This window comes from Stenotrophomonas sp. YJH_SMC_19 (assembly GCF_059367915.1).
Map to the genome: position 1 here is coordinate 251,813 of NZ_JCAFRI010000002.1, position 17,321 is coordinate 269,133.

Consider the following 17,321-nt stretch of genomic DNA (forward strand, 5'->3'; position numbering starts at 1 on the left):
TCGCGTGGACGAAAACGGATTTTCCTACAGACTCCAATCGACCCGCAGGCCGGCGATCAGCGCATTCGGCAGGTCCCGCTGGCGTGCGGGTTCGTTGAACTGGTCCGGATGCACGATGTAGTGCATGTTCGGCGCGACCCGAAGCTGGGGGGTGACCTGGATGCCATAGCTCAGCTCCATCATCACCTGGCTCCCGTGCGGGGTGCCGCTGCCGCCCGCTGCGGCACGGGCAAGGCGCAGGTTTTCCAGCGCGATGCTGCTGTACTTCTGCTGCGTCACGATGAAGGCGATGCTGTCCTGCGGTCGGCTGGCGAACGTACCTTTCTGCACCAGCCCGGCCTGAAGGAAGTGATCCTCGATCACCTGGCCGGAGGTGCCCTTGAGCGCGGCGCCGAAAAGGGTCAGGCCACGGCCGCTGCCATCGCTGCTGAGCTGCTGCTCGAAGCGGGCGAACGCACCGGAGCGACCATGACGTGTCGCGTACTCCTGGCCACTGAGCAGCGCCGGCATGCCGTTGGCATCGCGCAGCGGGTCGCGGTAGGTCGAGTTGTCCTGCCAGCCACCCAGTTCGTAGCGGGCCTTCAAGCGCGCCGACGCGGGGCTGCGCCAGCCGATCGTGTAGGGCACGATCCAGCCGGTGGCCTGGTTCGTGCTCCATTTCAGGCCGTGCTGGCCATCTTCGGCCTGGCTCGGGTCGACCTGGTAGGCGCCGACGCGCACGTAGACATCCGGCGTCACCCAAACCGTGGCATCGGCCATCCAGCTCGATACCGGCCACCATGTGAAACTGCTGGTGCGGAACACATAGGTCGGGTTGCCGCAGGCCGAGTTGCCCTGGAAGTACTGGCACAGCTCCGAACCAAGATGATGGATGTTGGCGACGCTGCGCCCGGCTTCCAGCACCAGCCGGTCGTCCAGCAGTTTCTGCTCCAGCGTCAGGTTGGCCAGGCGCGTGCCCTGGCCACCGAAGATTTCCTGCACCGAGGTGCTGTTGCCCGTGCTGCTGTTGGCGAGGTTGGTGCCATGACGATTGATGCCGTAGGCCTTGATCGTCGCGCCTCGCCAGCCAAACGCAGCGTCCAGGTCCACGTCGGCACCGAACATCAGCTGGCCGGCATACGCCGTACCGCTGCGCTTGCCGCCGTCGAGCGTGGCGGCGGCTTCGCCGGTGTAGGCAAGCTTGGGGATGAGGACATCGCTCGCGTCGGCGGCTGCGGCCAGCGACGGCAGGACCAGCAGGATCGCTGTCGGCAGCAGGCGGCGGGAAGGGGAGGTCATGGGCGGGGCTCCGTGTGCAGGGCGTAGGTCGTTGAGCCCCTACGCGCGCAGGGACCGCGAAAGGACCGTGAGGGCAGGGGGATCAGGCCGCGGCCGTCACCGGCTTCTTGAGGATGCGCAGCGCGACTGCGGTGACGGCCACGCCAGCCAGCAATGCCAGCAGGTAGATGCCGAGATGAGTGACCGCATTCGGGATCGGCAGCACGAACACACCACCGTGCGGCACCTTCAGCTCGACGCCAGCAGCCATCGAGATCGCTCCCGCCACCGCAGAACCCAGAATCAGCGCCGGAATGGTGCGCAGCGGGTCACGCGCGGCGTAGGGGATCGCGCCTTCGGTCACGAAACTGAGGCCAAGCACGCTGGCGGCGCCGGCCGTGCCTCGCTCTTCTGCGGTGAAGCGATTGCTGAACAGCCATGTCGCCAGTGCGATACCCAGCGGCGGCGTCATGCCGCCGATCATCGTGGCCGCCATCGGCGTGTAGACCTGGCTGGAAATCAATGCGGTAGAGAATGCGTAGGACGCTTTGTTGACCGGCCCGCCCATGTCCACCGCCATCATTCCGCCCAGCAGCAGGCCAAGCAGGATCGCGCTGCTGCCCTGCATGCTGCGCAGCCAGTCGGTCAGCCACGCCAGAAGCCCGGCGACCGGCGTGCCGATCACGTACATCATCAACAGGCCGACCAGCAGCGTGCCCAGCACCGGCAGGATCAGCACCGGCTTGAGGCCTTCCAGGCTGCGCGGCAGGCGCAGCGCACGGTTGATCCAGTGCACGCCATAACCGGCGATGAAGCCAGCCAGGATGCCGCCGATGAAGCCAGCATCCATGTTCACTGCTACCAGTCCGCCGATCATGCCGGGCGCAATGCCGGGCCGGTCGGCGATGGAGTAGGCGATGTAACCGGCCAGCGCCGGCACCATCAACATGAAGCCGGACTTGGCGCCGATCTGGAACAGCGACCACGCCAGCGTGCCCTTGTGCGCGTCATCGAAGGCATAGATGCCGCCGAGTGCGAACGCCAGTGCGATCAGCAGGCCACCGGCAGTGACGAACGGCAGCATGAACGACACGCCGGTCATCAGGTGCTTGTAGGGGCCGGTGGCCCTGGTTTTTTCGGCCGTGCGGCCCGGAGTCGCGCTACCTGCCTGCACGCCGGCCTCGGCCAGCGCCTTGCGGATCAGGTTCTGGCCATCGTTGATCGCCGGCTTGGTGCCACTCTTGAACAGGCGCTTGCCGGCGAAGCGCGACAGATCGACTTCGCGGTCTGCGGCGATCAGGACGAGGTCGGAGGCAGCGATTTCCTCGTCGCTCAACGCGTCCTGCGCGCCGACCGAGCCCTGGGTTTCGACCCGGATTGCATGGCCCAGCGCCTTGGCGGCCTGTTGCAGGCCCTCCGCCGCCATGAAGGTGTGGGCGATGCCGGTGGGGCAGGAGGTGACGGCGACGATGCGCTTGCCCGCATGCGTGCCGGCGTTGCCCGACACCGCGGCCGCGAGCGGTGCGAGCGCCGCAACCGGGTCGTCCAGTACCTCGCCCAGGCTGGCATGCACGATCCCGGCATTGGCGAAGCGCGCGATGTCCGCCTCACCCTCACCCACCAGCAGCAACTGCGTCGCGGCGGCGGCGTCCGAGGCAGACAGTGCGCCGGTCACGCCCTGGTCGCTGCGGATCTCGATCATCAGCTCGAGCCCGCGCTGGCGGGCGGCACGGCGCAGCGCTTCGGCGGCAAGAACCGCCTCGATGCTGCGTTCGCCAGCGGCGATGACTACGGTGAAAGCGTGCATGGAAACTCCTGGAATTCTTCGGGCTCGTGCTTGCCGAAAGCGCTGCGGTCGGCCCGAAGCCGCCGCCGTGCTCCCGGCAGGGGGGTCAATCCAACCGCTCGATCAGTACATCGCCGGTCCAACCGCGTACCTGCGCCGGGTCCAGCCGTCGTGCGTCACCGCTTTGCAGCCGGCTCATCGAGAACGCGGTCGCCAGCCGCGCGCAGCCGTCCAGATCGAGGGAGGGCTCCAGCATCGCGGCAGCGATGCCGGCGACCATGGCGTCGCCCGCACCGACCGTGCTGCCCTGGGCCAGTCGCGGCGGTCGTGCGACCAGCGCGCCGCTGCGATCAATGAACAGCGCGCCGTCGGTACCCATCGAGATCGCTACGAGCGCGACCCCGTGTTCGACCAGGGCCTGGCCAGCGACGCGGAGGGCGCTGCGGTCAGGCAGCTGCGTGCCGGTCCAGGCCTCCAGTTCGTGGCGATTGGGCTTGACCGCGTAGGGCAGCGCACCGGCGGTGTCACTCAATGCAGCCACAAGTGCGTCGCCGCTGGTGTCCAGCAGCACGCGCGCACCGGCGGCGGCGGCCTGCGCCTGCAGTCGCGCCCATGCATCGGACGGCAGTCCAGACGGCAGGCTGCCGGACAGCACCACCGGAAGGCCCGGCAGCAGCAAGGCGCCAAGCCTGCGCGACACTGCGTCCAGAGCGGTATCGTCGAGGGCCAGGCCGGGCAGGTTGATGTCGGTGGTTTCGCCGTTGTCCTCGTCAACCAGCTTGATGTTGGTGCGGGTGCTGCCGGGGATACGCAGGCAGCCATCCACGATGCCGCGCGTGGAGAAGAGCGCGCTGAACACACCGTCGTTGCCGCCACCGAGCACGCCCAGCGCGGTGGTCGGCACGCCCCAGTCGGCCAGGCAGGCGGCCACGTTGATGCCCTTGCCACCCGCATCGTCGCGGCTGCTGCGGGCGCGGTGCACATGGCCCGGCCGCAGGCTGGCCAGCCGCACGGTCTGGTCGATCGCCGGGTTCAAGGTAACGGTGACGGCGCGGGCGTTCATGCGCGGGCTCCGTCGAGGGCGCGCACCTGCTCGGCGGTTTCGCAGTCCAGCGCCGTCGCAGCCAGCGTTTGCAGATCGGCCAGCGCGCTGCCACGCAGGCGTGCCTTCACGGACGGGATGTCGTTCGGGGTCATCGACAGTTCGTCCACGCCCAGCCCTGCCAGCAGCATCGCGCCGAACGGATCGCCGGCCAGGCCGCCGCAGACACCCACCCAGCGCCCCTGCGTGCGTGCGCCGTCCACCGTGGTGCGGATCGCGCGCAGCACGGCCGGATGCAGGCTGTCGGCCTCTGCGGCCAGCTCCGGGTTCTGGCGATCGATCGCCAGCACGTACTGGGTCAGGTCGTTGGTGCCGATCGAGAAGAAGTCGGCGTGGCGCGCCAGCACATCGCTCTGGGCGGCCGCGGCCGGTACTTCGATCATGATGCCGATCGGCACGTCGGGTGCCTCGAGTTCGGTGCGCAGGCGCTCGCAGATGGCACGCAGTGCGACCAGCTCGGGCACCGAGGTGATCATCGGGAACATGATGGACAGGCGTGCACCGTCCTTGGCTGCGCGGTACAGCGCACGCAGCTGCGGCTCAAGCAGATCCGGGCGGCGCAGCAGCAGGCGCGCGCCGCGCACGCCGAGGAACGGGTTCTCCTCGTGCGGCAGCTCCAGGTGGGCGACCTGCTTGTCGCCACCGATATCGAGCGCACGCACGATCAACGGACGGCCTTCCAGCGCTTTGGCCATCGCCATGTAGGTTGCGTACTGCTCCTCCTCGCTGGGCGTGCTGCCGCGTTCGAGGAACAGGAATTCGGTGCGCATCAGCCCGACACCTTCCGCGCCCTGTTCCAGCGCCAATGGCACCTGCTCAGGCAGGTTCACGTTGGCGCCGATGTCGATGCGATGGCAGTCGGTGGTCTGCGCCGGCTGCGCGCGTTGTGCGGCTTCGCGCGCGCGGATCTGCTGCTGCTCGGCGATCCAGGCGCGTGCCGAAGCAAGATCGGCCTCGGAAGGGGACAGGTAGAGTCGCCCGCTGCTGCCATCGATGATCGCTTCGCGGCCGGCCTGGATCGCCAGCAGTTCGGCGCCACCGGCAACCAGCGCCGGCAGGCCGAGCGTGCGCGAGAGGATCGCAGTGTGCGATGTGGGGCCGCCCTGTGCGGTGGCGAGGCCGAGCACGCGGGTGGTGTCAAGGTTGGCGGTATCCGAGGGCGACAGGTCGGCGGCAAGCAGGATGCACGGTTGCGCCGGTAGATCCGCCAGGCCGCCACCGGCCGCAGAGGGGTCAAGCTGCGCCAGTACGCGCCGACCCACATCGCGCAGGTCGGCAGCGCGCCCGGCCAGCACCGGATTGCCCAGCGCCGCCAGCCCGGAGGCGATCTGCTCGATGGCCTGGTGCCAGGACCACGCGACGCCATGACCTTCAACCATCAGCTGGCAGGTACGGGTAATCAGGTCGGTGTCGTCAAGCAGCGCAGCCTGCGCCCTGAAGATCGCCGCATCCGAGGCGCCAAGGCGGCGCTGGGTGTCGTCCTGCAGCGCGGCCAGCTGCTGGCGGGTACGGCTGAGCGCATCCTGCAGGCGCGCGCCGCCCTCGCCAAGCGGGGCAGGGCGATCGGCAACATCGGCCTGCGCGCTGCCCAGTACATGCAGCGGACCGATGGCCAGCCCGGGGCTGGCGCCGATGCCGACGATCGCTGCCTGCGCTTCGGGCGGATTCCAGCCCGCGACCGGCGCCGTCTTTCGCTGCGCTGCACGCTCCGCATCGGCCTTTTCCTGCGCGACCAGCCCGTCCATGGTCTTGCGTAGTGCAGCCAGCAGTGCGGGGGCATCGGCGCCTTCGGCAGAAACACGTACGGCATCGCCCTCGCGAAGCCCGAGCTGCAGCAGCGCCACCAGACTCTTGGCATCGGCCGCCTGATCGCCCGCGCGCACCTGGGCGCGGGCCATGAAACCCCGCGCCGTCTCGGCCCAGCGCGTGGCCGGGCGCGCGTGCAGTCCGCTGGGGTAAGCAATGGTCCAGTCGAAACGCTCGGCCAGGTCCGCCACCGGAACGTGAGTGGCAGAGACTGCGACATCGCTGGCCAGCGCATTGACGATTTCGCTTGCATCGGAGGTAGTGAACAACCGCTGCAGCGTGGCCTCGTCCTGGATCAGGCGGGTCAGCCTGCGCAGCAGGGTGATGTGGGTATCGGACTGGGCGGCAATGCCAACCACCAGGCGGGTGACCTGGCCGGGGTTCCATTCCACGCCTTCCGGCAACTGCAGCACCGCAATGCCGTCGCGGCGCACCAGGTGGCGGTCCTCGCCGAGCCCGTGCGGGATCGCCACGCCATGGCCGAGGAAGGTGTTCGCCAGCGCTTCGCGGCGTCCCATGCTGGCCTCGTAGCCCGGCGCCACGCAGCCGGCAGCGACCAGCATCTGGGCCACCTGGGCGATGGCATCGGTCTTGTCCTGTGCCCGCGCGTCCAGGCGGATCAGTTCCCGGCTGACGGGGGAAGGGGAGGTCAGGGGCGACAAAGCGGGCTCCGGGAGGGATGGCTGGGGCGTATTGGGAACGTTCCCACTGCACATTTCAATGTGCACTGCACAAAAATCCAATAGTCCTTTGGCGTTAGCATTGCCCTGAACAGCCATCCGGCCATGAACAGCGTACGTTTCCGGGAACGTTTCCAATGAGCATCAGCATCAACGACGTCGCACGCGTGGCGGGGGTGTCCAAATCCACGGTGTCACGGGTGCTCGGGGGCGGTCCGGTCAGCGAGGACGTGCGCGGCAGGGTCGAGCTGGCGATCCGCCAGACCGGCTATCGACCCAACCTGCAGGCAAGACGGCTGCGCTCCCGGCACTCCGGCATCATCGGCTTGATCGTGGCGGATATCCGCAACCCGTTCTTCACGGCGCTGATCCGCGCCGTGGAAGAGGTGGCCTATCGCGAAGGTCTTCGGGTCACCCTCTGCAACACCGACGAGGACCCCGAGCGGGAGGCGCTGTATCTGCAATTGATGCACGAAGAGCGCATCAGCGGCCTGATCTTCGCGCCGACCCGGACCACGGTGGGCCGGCTCGAGCGGCTCACGCTGGACTATCCGACGGTGCTGGTGGACCGTGCCGCGCCCGGCGGTCCGATCGACAGCGTGGTACTCGACAATCCGGCAGCGATGGCAGGCCTGGTCGAGCATCTGGTGGAGCGCGGCTATCGGCGTATCGGCGGACTGTTCGGCAGCACCAGTACCACCGCGGCCGAGCGACGTGACGGTTATCTCGCTGCGATGCGCACGCATGGGTTGCAGCCGGACTACCGTGAGGTTGAACCCACGGCCGAAGCCGCCATCGCGACGGTCGATCAGTGGCTCGCCACGCCAGCCCGCCCCGAAGCACTGGTCACCAGCAACAGCCTGCTGTTGATGGGAGCATTGAAAGCCGCCCGCGGCGCCGGGCTGGCGATTCCAGAGGCGTTGGCACTGGCCGGCTTCGACAACGAACGCTGGACCGAGCTGGTCGAGCCGGGCATCACCGTGATCGAGCAACCGGTTGAGGAGATGGGGCGGGCCGCGATGTCGCTGCTGCTTGAGCGCCTGCGCACGCCGGAGCTGCCGGTACGCCGACTCGTAATGACGGGCCGGTGCGTGGTCAGAGGGTCGACGGCAGCGCGATAGCTCGGCGCCCGATCGCGGCGAAGCCTGGGAATGCCGCCCGGGTGTTGGCGGGCCAGCCGCTGTCTGTTACAAGCCATCTGTCCACAACCAGCTAGCTCGACTTTGACCCACGCTGTGTGCATCCCACAGGAACGCGCCAAGGACTCCGACATGAACGGACATCACGAACCCCAGGCGCGCCGCCTCTTGCGTCGGCTCCTCGCACTCGGCCTCTGCGCCCTGGCAGGATCCGCCCTCGCCGGAACAACGCAAGCGGCACGCACCTGGCTTGTCAGCGGAGCCGAACTCATCACCCTGCTGCAGGGCAAAGGCGCTGATGGGTTCTGCGACGGCGAGCAGTGCCGGAACCTGTCCAGCGCTCGCGCCAGCGCCTACATCCAGGGCGTTGCCGATGCCAGCCACGGCCAGTGGTGTGGCCAAGGCAGGATTCTTCCGCATGAGCTGGTCGACCGTGTGTCTTCCCATCTCCGGCAGTTGCCCGGCGAGCGATTGCAGCAGGATGCGTCTTCACTGGTTGCCGAAGCGCTGCGGACCGCATTTCCCTGTGGTGGTGGCGCGTCACGGGGTGGCAGTGCCGAGCCCGGCAAAGACGAATAGGACGGGCCGCGCCCGACGCGTGACGACGCGAACGTCCTACACCCTCGCGACACGGTGCATTCACGGCCACCGACACCCGCGCTGTCCACACTGCATGTTCCTTCCACAGCACGAGGTGCCCCATGGCCACCTGTGATGTCTGCGGCAACAACTACGACAAGAGCTTCACCCTCCAGCAGGGCGGGCGCAGCGGCACGTTCGATTCGTTCGAATGCGCGATCCACGCATTTGCACCGCGCTGCGCACACTGCGATTGCGCTGTTATCGGGCATGGTGTTGAAGGAAACGGCCAGATCTTCTGCTGCGCACACTGCGCCGGTCATTCAGGTGTACAGGGTTTAGCCGACCGGGCCTGAGTCGCCGTCAGCGCCACCCCGCTCCTGCCCAGAGACAAGTGAAGAAACCCGCGCGACCCGCGCTGCGCCCGAACCAGCAAGCAGCGCCAGTGCCCGCCGCTTCTGCGCTGGCATCCCCGCCACGGCCTCCGACGCCAACACCACGTGGAATTCCCTGGCGTTGGCGTCCAACGCTGTAGCCAGGACACACGAATCGGCCGTCATGCCACACAGGCAAAGGTGGCGCACTCCCAGTTTGGCCAGCAGAATCGGCAAAGGGCTGGCCAGAAAGGCTGAGTGCTTGGGCTTGAGCACGAAGTAGTGACCAGGCAAAGGCGAGAGAAGGCTGGCGATTCGCCCCGCCGGGCCACCGTCGCGCCGGCACTGTTCCACCTGCTGGCGGAAGTCGCGCTTCCAATCCGAAAAATTGTCATTGGCGTAGATGACCGGCCAACCGCGTTCGTCGAAGTGATCCCTCAGGCGCCGGATCTGCCGGGCCGCCCGCTCTGCCGCCGGCGCCAGCTTTTGAGCGCCAGGGAAGTCGAATCGGCTGAACATGTCGATGATCAGCAGGGCCGTCGATGGATCATCTCGCATGGCTCAATCACCTGTCTGCGCGTGTGGGGCTTCAACCGGCTTGGATTGCGGCGAGTCTTTCTGGCGCAGGAAAATCGTCAGCACTACCAGGGACAGCACGGCCAGGAATTCGCTCTGCCAGTTCTGCATGGATTCGAACCAGAATGTGCTGCTGGCGAGGTGCTCCACAAAGCCTGGCGGCGGCAATCCCTTCAACTGCTGTTCGGCTTCCTCGGCGCGCCAGCTTCCCACTGCATGCAGCGTAAAGCTGAACAGGAACAACAGCCCGAACGCGATCGCAAGCGAATGACCGTAGAGCGTCTTCCATGGACCACCGCGCCTTACCGGCCACGGCGTGGGCCCCGGCTCGACGCGATTCTGTTCCTGCGCAGGGTCCAGCGGCCGCGATTCGGCCGAGCCGCGCTGGCGCAGGCTGACCGTCAGGAGCACATACATCCCCATCTGCAGGAACTCGCTCTCCCAGTTCTCGAACGTGGCGCTGACGAAGTGCCCCGTCGCGAGGTAGTGCCAGAGATCGATCGGCGCGCGTCCGTACTCGACCAGTTCCTGGTTGTGCACGTGATGCCCGGCAACCGCCTGCCCGACGATGAACACAAGCGTGAGCACAAGCAGCACCAGCGAGAGACCGTTGCGTTTCCACATGCAACACCTCGTTCAGTCTGTTCCAGAGGCCGTGCGCGAAGCTTGCGCGGGTAGCAGGCCATGACCCGTGAATCCGGCGCATCCAGAATGTGAGGCGGACTCAACGCTTTCCGGTCGGGTCAGGATCAGGACGTTCGTAGTCTTCCGGTACGGCCTTGGGGCCATCGCCGTCGTCGGGCATGTCGTGCTCCTTCCACTTGGCTCGATCGTTGCGCCGCTTGTCCGGCGTGTGCGCCTTCGACTGATCGTCCACGTCTGTCGTCGGATTGAGGGGCAGCTTGTCGTTCATGGGCAGCTCCTGCGGCTAGAGACCGAAGACTGCACCGGGCCGGGTTAACACCATGACCCCGTAGAATGAACGCCGTGCACACCGGGATGTCACCGAAGCGGGATGGCGGCCTTGCGATGCTGGCGTCCCGAGCTCCTGGAGAAGCACGATGCAGGCATTGACCTATCACGGCCGCAAGGATGTGCGAGTCGAGACCGTACCGGACCCGGTACTGGCGGCCGAGGATGATCTGATCCTGAGGGTAACTGCCACCGCCATCTGTGGATCGGACCTGCACCTGTATCGCGGCAAGATTCCGGATCTGCACGATGGCGATGTGCTCGGCCACGAGTTCATGGGCGTGGTGGAAGAGGTCGGCAGCGGCGTGACCCAGGTGCAGCCGGGCGATCGTGTGGTGATCCCTTTCGTGATCGCCTGTGGAGAGTGCTTCCATTGCCGCCTGGCCGAGTATGCCGCTTGCGAAACCACCAATACCGGCAAGGGCGCCGCACTGAATCAGAAGGGCATGCTGCCTCCGGCCGCACTGTTCGGCTACAGCCATCTGTATGGTGGCGTGGCCGGGGGCCAGGCCGAATTCGTGCGTGTACCGAAGGCGAATGTAGGCCCGCTGCGCATTCCGGAAGGCATTGCGGATGAGCAGGTGCTGTTCCTGTCCGACATTCTCCCCACCGGCTACCAGGCTGCGCTGAACGCAGGGGTGAAGGCGGGCTCGACGGTGGCCATCTTCGGTGCGGGCCCGGTGGGGCTGATGAGCGCGGCCTGCTGCCGCCTGCTGGGCGCAGAGACCATCTTCATGGTCGACCATCTTCGTTACCGTCTGGATTATGCGCGCCGTACCTACGGTGTGACGCCCATCGACTTCAAGGAGATCGAAGACCCGGCGGACTACATCCTTGCCCAGACCAGCGGGCGGGGCGTGGACGCCTGCATCGAGGCGGTGGGCTTCGAGGCCGAGGGCAGTGCGCTGGAGTCAGCATTGACTGCCGTGAAGCTGGAGGGCAGCAGTGGCGTGGCAATCCGGCAGTGCATCGCGGCAGCACGCCGCGGCGGCGTGGTCAGCATCCCGGGTGTCTACGCTGGCTTCATCCATGGTTTTCTGCTGGGTGATGCGTTCGACAAGGGGCTGACGTTCAAGATGGGGCAGACCCACGTGCAGGGACTGATGCCGGAACTGCTCGACGCAATCATGGAAGGAAAGCTGCACCCGGGTGACATCATCTCGCACCGGATGCGCCTGGCCGATGCAGCTCAAGGCTATGCAATGTTTGATGCCAAGGACGATGACTGCCGCAAGATCGTATTGACACCCTGAGCGTGCCGCCATGAGCGCGATTGTCATCGCCTGTGTCTACGCCCTGTGGCTGGCTGCCGGATCGCTGGATTTCCATTTTCACCGGCGCACCGATCTTCCGCACACTTCCGCGATGCGCGAAAGCCTGCTGCATGGGGTGCAGCTGCTGCTGATCGGCAGCGGCGTGCTTGCCTGGCTCCTGCTGGAGAACACGTTGTCGCTGGTCGCGCTTCTGGCAGGCCTGGTCATCGCACATGCGGTCGCCGGCTATCTCGATACCGTCAGCGCGGACGGCCGTCGACGCATCAGCCCGGCGGAACAGCATGTGCACAGCGTGCTGGATGCCGCGCCGTGGGTCCTGCTGGCCTGGGTGGGCTGGCAGGTCCACCCTCGGTGGTCGCTCGAAGTGAAGCCTGCAGCACCGGACGTCTGGTGGCTCACCCTGCTGCCGGCGCTGGGCCTGGTGGTGCTGCCATGGCTCTGGGAACTGCGGCAGTGCGTGCGTGCAAGGCAGCGCACGCAGACGGGTCCGTGAGGATCGCGGCACCGGGCATTCATGTGCCCGCCACGCCATCAAGACAGGCATGTGACCGCCCGCCGCCTACGTTCATGGCGTATCTCCATTGCAGGTCTGCCACCCATGCAGGATGTGACGTCATCCTCTTCGCTGTTCAATCGCGCACGCCAGGTGCTGGTGCAGCAACCGGCATTGCCTTTGCCCGGTGGCGGCCAGACGCTGCAGCGTTGGCAGGCGCTGGCAGCCTGGGGGGCAGAGGATCTTTGCCTGGCCAAGGTACTGGAGGCCCACTATGACGCCCAGGCGATTGCTGCCGAGTTGAGGGCGCCCATCCCTGCTGAAGACACGTTGCTGGCGGTATGGGCTGCAGAGGGTCCGGCCAACACCGTTCGCATCGATGCCGGCGGTGGGCTGTACGGTGACAAACCCTGGTGTTCCGGCAGCGCATGGGTGGATGCGGCACTGGTAACGGTTCGCAACCCGCAGGGCGTGTGGCTATGCCAGGTAGCGGCGGAACACTGGCACACACTTGCGGGCGAGCCATGGCCGGCCGTGGGCATGGCCGCAATCCCTTCCACCACGGTGCGCTTTGACGGCGCACCGATGGTGATTCTGGGGGCGCGCGATGACTACCTGCAGCGCCCGGGCTTCTGGCACGGCGGGGCAGGCATCGCGGCGGTCTGGTTTGGTGCAGCGGCTGCATTGGCCGAGCGCATGCGCCCGGCCTGCACCGAGGGGAATCGCGCGCGGCTGCTGGGTGAAGTGGACCTCGCCCTGGCTCCGGCAGCCGCGCTGCTTCGCGAACTGGCGGCGCACATCGACGCCGCGCCCGAACTGGCCCATCGCGAAGATGTAGTGCGCGTGCGCTGTGTCGTTGAGCGCGCGGCAACGCGTGTGCTGGACCTGGCGGGTCGGGCGCTGGGCCCGGGCCCGATGTGCCTGGAGGACGCCCATGCCCGGCGCTGCGCGGACCTGACCGTGTTCCTTCGCCAGAGCCACGCCGACCGCGATTGGGAATGGCTGGGCGAGCAGCGTGCAGCACAGGAGGCAACATGGGCGCTGTAGCCAGGACACCCCTGCAAGGGGAAGGAACCCAGGAGCAGGCCTGGCTGCACTGCGATTGGCTCTGGCAGCAACCGACCACATCGGCGACCGCACTCTGCAGCGGGCATGACCGCATGGTGGTGGTCGCGCCGCATCCGGACGACGAAATCCTCGGCTGTGGCGGACTGCTGCATCACGCTGCGGGGCAGGGTATCGACGTCAGTGTCGTTGCCGTGACCGACGGCGAAGCATGCTACCCGGGCGAGCCGTGGTGGACGCCCGAACGCCTGCGATCAGCGCGCCGAGCGGAGCTTGCCGCGGCATTGGGCGAACTCGGCATTCCGGTTCGCTCCATCTTCCACCTGGGTATCGCCGACGGCGCGGTCAGCGCGCATGAGCAGGGGCTGGAAGGTTGGCTGCAGCAGTATCTGCAACCGCGCGACCTGGTCCTGGCGCCATGGCGGTTTGATGGTCACCCCGATCACGAAGCGGCAGGACGCGCTGCCTGCCGCGCCGCGCGGGCGGTTGGTTGCCACCGGCTGGAGTACCCGGTGTGGGGCTGGCACTGGCTTGACCCTGCCTGCGCACATATGGCGTGGGAGGTTCCGAAGCTGGTCGACATTTCAGCCGTGGCGTCCGCAAAGCGAAACGCAATCGCGCATTTCCGTACGCAGACCGGCGACGTGGTGGGCCTGAACAGCCCGCCGGTGCTGCCCGCACATGTACTCGCCCGATTCTTCCGAAACTACGAGGTATTCCTTGCATGAGCGCGCAACCGTACTTCGATGACCTGCATGAGCAGGAGGACCCGTTCGGCTACCGCAGCCGGTGGTATGAAGAGCGCAAGCGTGCGCTGCTGCTGGCAAGCCTCAGCCAGCGCCAGTTCGCTCGCGGCTGGGAACTGGGGTGTTCCAACGGCGTACTGACCGAGGCGCTGGCCGCACGTTGCGAACGCCTGCTGGCAACCGACATCAGCCCACGTGCGGCGTTCCAGGCGCGCCGCAACCTGGCCCATCTGCCGCACGTGCAGGTTCATTGCGCCAGCCATCCCGAGCAATGGCCGCCAGGACGCTTCGACCTGATCGTCTGCGGCGAAATGGGCTACTACCTGGGGGCAGGCGCACTGCGCGAGCTGCGCGGTGGCATCGATGAAGCACTTCGCGATGACGGCCTGCTGGTTGCCTGCCATTGGTTGCCCTCGTTCGCCGGACGCGCGAGCCGGACCGAGGTGGTGCATCGATGCCTGGGGGAAGGCCTGCAGGAAGCCTTCCACTACCGCGATGCGGACTTCGTGCTTCAGGGATGGACACGGGGCCCCTTGTCATTGGCCCGGAACGAGGGCCTGCGGTGATAGGCGTCCTGATACCCGCCCACAACGAGGCGGACAGTATCGCGCGGTGCCTGCAATCCATCCGGGTGGCGGCCCTTCACCCGGGCCTCGGCGGCGAAGCAGTGGAGGTGATGGTCGCGCTGGATGCGTGTACGGATGCAACGGGCACCATCTGCCGCCAACACCAGGTCGGCAGCGTACAGCTGGATGCACGCTGCGTCGGTGTCGCCCGGGCCGCAGCCGCTGCTGAACTGCTGGGGCGGGGCGCCAGGTGGCTGGCAAGCACGGACGCTGACAGCGAGGTGCCTCCCGAGTGGCTGGCCGCACAGGTTCAGGGCAGTTGTGACGCTTTCTGCGGACTGGTGGACATAGCGACGTCCTGCCAGGGTGAACGGCGCCTGCGCAGGGCATTCCAGGCAAGACAGCAGTGGGGCGACGATCATGGGCGCATCCACGGTGCCAACCTCGGCGTCTCTGCCTGTTCCTATCGGGCCGTGGGCGGCTTTGCTCCCCTGCACTGTAGTGAAGACGTGGCGCTTGTCAGAGCGCTGCAACGCTGCGGTGCGGTGGTGCGATGGGCCGGCGCTCCCGTGGTGATGACAAGTGCGCGTCTGCAGGGGCGCGCTACAGGCGGATTCTCCGCTTATCTGGCGGCGCTGGATGGCGAGCGCTCTGGCGCGGAAGCATCGGCCCTGATCACCTGAGGGGCAGCCACTCCGTCACGCAAGCGCCCCGTGTTATCGGAGCGTGCGGTTGAGGAGAGCGTTGGGACAGCGCGGGCCACGAAGGCCCTCATCCCTGCCTACCTCCGCGAAGCGATGATGGACGAGCAGGAAATTTCCTGCGTCAGAAGGAATGAACGTGCCCCTCCGTGCAGTCGCCTACGCAAGTGAGGCGACATCGGGGCTTTCCATGGACCATGTGGATGACCTCGCCAGGGCCGCCGCCCGCTTCAACTTCGAAGCTTGCGTTACGGGTGTACTTCTTTACGACGGGCTCCGTTTCCTCCAGTACATCGAGGGACCGGAAGACAGCATCAACGTGGTGTACAGCCGCATCCTCAGTGCCCGCAGCCATTGCGAGCTGATCGAGCTGGGCCGGGGCAGGGTTTCCGGCCGGTTCTTTCCCTACTGGTCGATGCGGCTGCTGTGGGTCGATGCCTCCGAGATCCGCAGCGTGGCGCGCAGCAACTGGGATGGGCTCTCCCGCGGCGGCGCGCTGCGCCAGCTGAGCCTGGTGGTGGCCCCGCACCTGGGGTGACCACCCCATGGCAATCAATGCGCCGGCGGTTGCACGCAGACATCCCCCATGACGCGCCGAACCGTCTCCTGCAACTCGCCGACGTGGAACGGTTTGGCCACGAAAGCGGCGCGACGGTGACGCTGCGGCACCAACTGGTCATAGACCGCGGATACGAACAGGAACGGAATACCGAGTTCCGTCAGGCGATCAGCCACCGGGAAGACCACGCCGTCGCGAAGCTCGACATCGAGCACGGCGCCGTCGAATCGCTGGTTGTCCAGCAGCCCCAGCGCATCGAACACGCTGTAGGCATGCGTCACCTGATCGCCTGCGTCCTCCAGCGCCTGTTCCATCAGCGCAGCCAGGTCGAGCTGGTCTTCCACCAGCAGCAGGTTGCATCTGCGCTGGCTCATTCCGGATTGCATGCGTGCACGCCTGTGTTGTCCTGGGAACTGCAGTCTGTGCTGTGCTGCATCAACGCCATGCGTGTGCATTGTCAGCCCGGCGCGAAGCCCCCGAGAGCGCGCCGCCAACCGGGTGGAGGAGGTGTGGAAGGTGCCCTGGATTTCGTTGACGGCGTCTTGGCACGCGCTGTGGATACTGCCGCCGTCCCCCGCATCGGAGATTCTGTCATGCCGCTATCCGGAACCGATTCTGTCGCTCCAGGCGTACTGCGTGTCGAGTGCATGCCACTCGACTGCGGCGGTGCCGCCATCGTCGTGGAGCTGGACCGGGCGCCTGAACGGGCCTGGATGAAGTCGCTGAAGCGAGCACTGCTGGCCGACGACGCCATGGAAGGCGCACAGGCCAAGTTCGATGGGCGCTTCGTCTACGTCGTGGGCGTGGATGGTGGCGGGCATCGTGCTCAACATCGGGTAATGCAGGCCGTGATGGCGGCGGGCGGCGCGTGCGCCTCGAACGCCAGGCGCGAGCGACCTGCAGCCGGCGTGGGCGTATCCAGCGCACTGGCGACCTGAGAGCACCTCCTGGGTGAAACACAGGGCTGCGGATGTTATCGCCGCATCACCACTGCGTGCAGCGCCCACCTTCGACGGCTCACACCGGCCGACAGGGCAGTGATTGCCGGCGCTCCACCATGGTCTCCGGAGGCATGTCGCCCCGCACCGGAGAACGAAATGGCAGACCAGAACAACGCCCGAAGCGAGCGCCTGTTGAAGTGGCTGCAGGACGCCTACGCCATGGAGCAGGAGGCGGAGACCATGATGAAGGCCATGGCTTCGCGGATCCAGAACTATCCCCACCTCGCTGCACGGATCGCCCAGCACGTCCAGGAGACGCAGGGGCAGGCCGCCTCGCTGCGCCAGTGCATTGAAGCGCTTGGAGGAAGCGTGCCGACCGCCAAGGGACTGTTCGCCAGCATGACTGCGGCTCTCCATGCGGCCGGCACAAGCCTGATGGAAGACGAGGTGGTCAAGAGCGTGGGGCTCTCGTTCGGCTTCGAAAACACCGAGATCGCCACCTACCGGGCGCTGGTGATTGCTGCCGAGCGTGCCGCAGCGCCGGACATCGCCGCGGTCTGTGGCCAGATCCTGCAGGAAGAGATCGCCATGGCGCGCTGGCTGGAAGACCACCAGGACGGCCTGGTCGGTGCGTTCCTCAATCGCGACGAAACGCCGGGCGCGCAAGCCAAGCGCTGACCCCGAAGCCAGCACAGCCAGCCATTG

Annotated in this window: 20 protein-coding genes; 12 read left to right on the plus strand and 8 right to left on the minus strand. The window is 66.8% G+C overall.

The annotated features are described in order from the left end of the window. Nucleotides 1–24: 24 nt before the first annotated feature. The 4 genes from AC5P5R_RS03675 to ptsP all read right to left on the minus strand — a co-directional run bounded on the left by AC5P5R_RS03675 (nucleotide 25) and on the right by ptsP (nucleotide 6,613). Nucleotides 25–1,278 carry a carbohydrate porin gene (locus tag AC5P5R_RS03675; protein ID WP_495226310.1) on the minus strand — a complete coding sequence of 418 codons (1,254 nt, stop codon included), beginning with the start codon at nucleotides 1,276–1,278 and terminating at the stop codon, nucleotides 25–27. Nucleotides 1,279–1,360: 82 nt separating this feature from the next. Further along, entirely contained in the window at nucleotides 1,361–3,064 is a 1,704-nt protein-coding gene (locus AC5P5R_RS03680; protein ID WP_099497785.1) for a PTS fructose transporter subunit IIC, read from the minus strand. 85 nt (nucleotides 3,065–3,149) lie between these two features. Then, nucleotides 3,150–4,106, minus strand: coding sequence for a 1-phosphofructokinase family hexose kinase (locus tag AC5P5R_RS03685; protein ID WP_076740008.1), 957 nt, complete (start codon nucleotides 4,104–4,106; stop codon nucleotides 3,150–3,152). Beyond that, complete coding sequence (gene ptsP, locus AC5P5R_RS03690; RefSeq protein WP_162292027.1) at nucleotides 4,103–6,613, minus strand: phosphoenolpyruvate--protein phosphotransferase; 2,511 nt, start codon at nucleotides 6,611–6,613, stop codon at nucleotides 4,103–4,105. Before ptsP ends, AC5P5R_RS03685 begins: the two co-directional genes overlap by 4 nt. A gap of 155 nt (nucleotides 6,614–6,768) precedes the next feature. Between ptsP and AC5P5R_RS03695 the strand changes: the two genes are divergently transcribed. The 3 genes from AC5P5R_RS03695 to AC5P5R_RS03705 all read left to right on the plus strand — a co-directional run bounded on the left by AC5P5R_RS03695 (nucleotide 6,769) and on the right by AC5P5R_RS03705 (nucleotide 8,705). After that, nucleotides 6,769–7,752, plus strand: coding sequence for a LacI family DNA-binding transcriptional regulator (locus tag AC5P5R_RS03695; RefSeq protein WP_076740005.1), 984 nt, complete (start codon nucleotides 6,769–6,771; stop codon nucleotides 7,750–7,752). Nucleotides 7,753–7,902: 150 nt separating this feature from the next. Next, entirely contained in the window at nucleotides 7,903–8,349 is a 447-nt protein-coding gene (locus tag AC5P5R_RS03700; protein WP_224119208.1) for a Rap1a/Tai family immunity protein, read from the plus strand. Nucleotides 8,350–8,471: 122 nt separating this feature from the next. After that, nucleotides 8,472–8,705 (plus strand): metallothionein, encoded by a 234-nt coding sequence (locus tag AC5P5R_RS03705; protein ID WP_005409710.1) that lies wholly within the window; start codon nucleotides 8,472–8,474, stop codon nucleotides 8,703–8,705. Here the strand turns inward: AC5P5R_RS03705 and AC5P5R_RS03710 are convergent. The 3 genes from AC5P5R_RS03710 to AC5P5R_RS03720 form a co-directional block, all read right to left on the minus strand. Then, nucleotides 8,688–9,281 (minus strand): cysteine hydrolase family protein, encoded by a 594-nt coding sequence (locus tag AC5P5R_RS03710; protein WP_100438560.1) that lies wholly within the window; start codon nucleotides 9,279–9,281, stop codon nucleotides 8,688–8,690. The two genes, AC5P5R_RS03705 and AC5P5R_RS03710, sit on opposite strands and share 18 nt — an antisense overlap. A gap of 3 nt (nucleotides 9,282–9,284) precedes the next feature. Next, entirely contained in the window at nucleotides 9,285–9,923 is a 639-nt protein-coding gene (locus AC5P5R_RS03715; protein WP_087802649.1) for a DUF6766 family protein, read from the minus strand. A 100-nt stretch (nucleotides 9,924–10,023) separates the two neighbouring features. After that, the gene (locus AC5P5R_RS03720; RefSeq protein WP_076740001.1) at nucleotides 10,024–10,212 is read right to left on the minus strand and encodes a hypothetical protein; all 189 of its coding nucleotides are present in this window, start codon (nucleotides 10,210–10,212) and stop codon (nucleotides 10,024–10,026) included. A gap of 148 nt (nucleotides 10,213–10,360) precedes the next feature. Here AC5P5R_RS03720 and AC5P5R_RS03725 point away from each other — a divergent pair, with 148 nt between their 5' ends. The 7 genes from AC5P5R_RS03725 (at nucleotide 10,361) to AC5P5R_RS03755 (ending at nucleotide 15,654) form a co-directional block, all read left to right on the plus strand. After that, complete coding sequence (locus AC5P5R_RS03725; RefSeq protein ID WP_005409706.1) at nucleotides 10,361–11,524, plus strand: zinc-dependent alcohol dehydrogenase; 1,164 nt, start codon at nucleotides 10,361–10,363, stop codon at nucleotides 11,522–11,524. 10 nt (nucleotides 11,525–11,534) lie between these two features. Continuing rightward, nucleotides 11,535–12,038 carry a hypothetical protein gene (locus tag AC5P5R_RS03730; RefSeq protein ID WP_099473225.1) on the plus strand — a complete coding sequence of 168 codons (504 nt, stop codon included), beginning with the start codon at nucleotides 11,535–11,537 and terminating at the stop codon, nucleotides 12,036–12,038. Nucleotides 12,039–12,143: 105 nt separating this feature from the next. Then, complete coding sequence (locus tag AC5P5R_RS03735) at nucleotides 12,144–13,085, plus strand: hypothetical protein (protein ID WP_049396008.1); 942 nt, start codon at nucleotides 12,144–12,146, stop codon at nucleotides 13,083–13,085. Further along, nucleotides 13,073–13,831 carry a PIG-L deacetylase family protein gene (locus AC5P5R_RS03740; protein ID WP_100438559.1) on the plus strand — a complete coding sequence of 253 codons (759 nt, stop codon included), beginning with the start codon at nucleotides 13,073–13,075 and terminating at the stop codon, nucleotides 13,829–13,831. Before AC5P5R_RS03735 ends, AC5P5R_RS03740 begins: the two co-directional genes overlap by 13 nt. Beyond that, a complete protein-coding gene (locus AC5P5R_RS03745) occupies nucleotides 13,828–14,415 on the plus strand; it encodes a class I SAM-dependent DNA methyltransferase (RefSeq protein ID WP_005413477.1) in 588 nt (195 codons plus the stop codon). The genes AC5P5R_RS03740 and AC5P5R_RS03745 overlap by 4 nt, the downstream gene beginning before the upstream one ends. Further along, a complete protein-coding gene (locus AC5P5R_RS03750) occupies nucleotides 14,412–15,098 on the plus strand; it encodes a glycosyltransferase family 2 protein (protein ID WP_100438558.1) in 687 nt (228 codons plus the stop codon). Before AC5P5R_RS03745 ends, AC5P5R_RS03750 begins: the two co-directional genes overlap by 4 nt. Before the next feature lie 151 nt (nucleotides 15,099–15,249). Next, the gene (locus AC5P5R_RS03755) at nucleotides 15,250–15,654 is read left to right on the plus strand and encodes a BLUF domain-containing protein (RefSeq protein ID WP_100438557.1); all 405 of its coding nucleotides are present in this window, start codon (nucleotides 15,250–15,252) and stop codon (nucleotides 15,652–15,654) included. Nucleotides 15,655–15,668: 14 nt separating this feature from the next. On the opposite strand, the gene AC5P5R_RS03760 is transcribed toward AC5P5R_RS03755, so the two are convergent. After that, nucleotides 15,669–16,061: a response regulator gene (locus AC5P5R_RS03760; RefSeq protein ID WP_005409699.1), complete on the minus strand. Its 393-nt coding sequence runs from the start codon at nucleotides 16,059–16,061 to the stop codon at nucleotides 15,669–15,671. 261 nt (nucleotides 16,062–16,322) lie between these two features. Between AC5P5R_RS03760 and AC5P5R_RS03765 the strand changes: the two genes are divergently transcribed. Continuing rightward, a complete protein-coding gene (locus AC5P5R_RS03765) occupies nucleotides 16,323–16,613 on the plus strand; it encodes a hypothetical protein (protein ID WP_224119206.1) in 291 nt (96 codons plus the stop codon). A gap of 159 nt (nucleotides 16,614–16,772) precedes the next feature. Further along, a complete protein-coding gene (locus AC5P5R_RS03770; RefSeq protein WP_005409697.1) occupies nucleotides 16,773–17,294 on the plus strand; it encodes a ferritin-like domain-containing protein in 522 nt (173 codons plus the stop codon). Nucleotides 17,295–17,321 lie beyond the last annotated feature (27 nt).

Coding starts and splice junctions, on each gene's coding strand:
- AC5P5R_RS03735 (WP_049396008.1), top strand. CDS start 12,144: ATGCAGGATGTGACGTCATCCTCTTCGCTGTTCAATCGCGCACGCCAG.
- AC5P5R_RS03695 (WP_076740005.1), top strand. CDS start 6,769: ATGAGCATCAGCATCAACGACGTCGCACGCGTGGCGGGGGTGTCCAAA.
- AC5P5R_RS03755 (WP_100438557.1), top strand. CDS start 15,250: ATGAACGTGCCCCTCCGTGCAGTCGCCTACGCAAGTGAGGCGACATCG.
- AC5P5R_RS03680 (WP_099497785.1), bottom strand. CDS start 3,064: ATGCACGCTTTCACCGTAGTCATCGCCGCTGGCGAACGCAGCATCGAG.
- AC5P5R_RS03710 (WP_100438560.1), bottom strand. CDS start 9,281: ATGCGAGATGATCCATCGACGGCCCTGCTGATCATCGACATGTTCAGC.
- AC5P5R_RS03765 (WP_224119206.1), top strand. CDS start 16,323: ATGCCACTCGACTGCGGCGGTGCCGCCATCGTCGTGGAGCTGGACCGG.
- AC5P5R_RS03760 (WP_005409699.1), bottom strand. CDS start 16,061: ATGCAATCCGGAATGAGCCAGCGCAGATGCAACCTGCTGCTGGTGGAA.
- AC5P5R_RS03745 (WP_005413477.1), top strand. CDS start 13,828: ATGAGCGCGCAACCGTACTTCGATGACCTGCATGAGCAGGAGGACCCG.
- AC5P5R_RS03705 (WP_005409710.1), top strand. CDS start 8,472: ATGGCCACCTGTGATGTCTGCGGCAACAACTACGACAAGAGCTTCACC.
- AC5P5R_RS03675 (WP_495226310.1), bottom strand. CDS start 1,278: ATGACCTCCCCTTCCCGCCGCCTGCTGCCGACAGCGATCCTGCTGGTC.
- AC5P5R_RS03720 (WP_076740001.1), bottom strand. CDS start 10,212: ATGAACGACAAGCTGCCCCTCAATCCGACGACAGACGTGGACGATCAG.
- AC5P5R_RS03725 (WP_005409706.1), top strand. CDS start 10,361: ATGCAGGCATTGACCTATCACGGCCGCAAGGATGTGCGAGTCGAGACC.
- AC5P5R_RS03740 (WP_100438559.1), top strand. CDS start 13,073: ATGGGCGCTGTAGCCAGGACACCCCTGCAAGGGGAAGGAACCCAGGAG.
- AC5P5R_RS03715 (WP_087802649.1), bottom strand. CDS start 9,923: ATGTGGAAACGCAACGGTCTCTCGCTGGTGCTGCTTGTGCTCACGCTT.
- AC5P5R_RS03770 (WP_005409697.1), top strand. CDS start 16,773: ATGGCAGACCAGAACAACGCCCGAAGCGAGCGCCTGTTGAAGTGGCTG.
- AC5P5R_RS03700 (WP_224119208.1), top strand. CDS start 7,903: ATGAACGGACATCACGAACCCCAGGCGCGCCGCCTCTTGCGTCGGCTC.
- AC5P5R_RS03730 (WP_099473225.1), top strand. CDS start 11,535: ATGAGCGCGATTGTCATCGCCTGTGTCTACGCCCTGTGGCTGGCTGCC.
- AC5P5R_RS03685 (WP_076740008.1), bottom strand. CDS start 4,106: ATGAACGCCCGCGCCGTCACCGTTACCTTGAACCCGGCGATCGACCAG.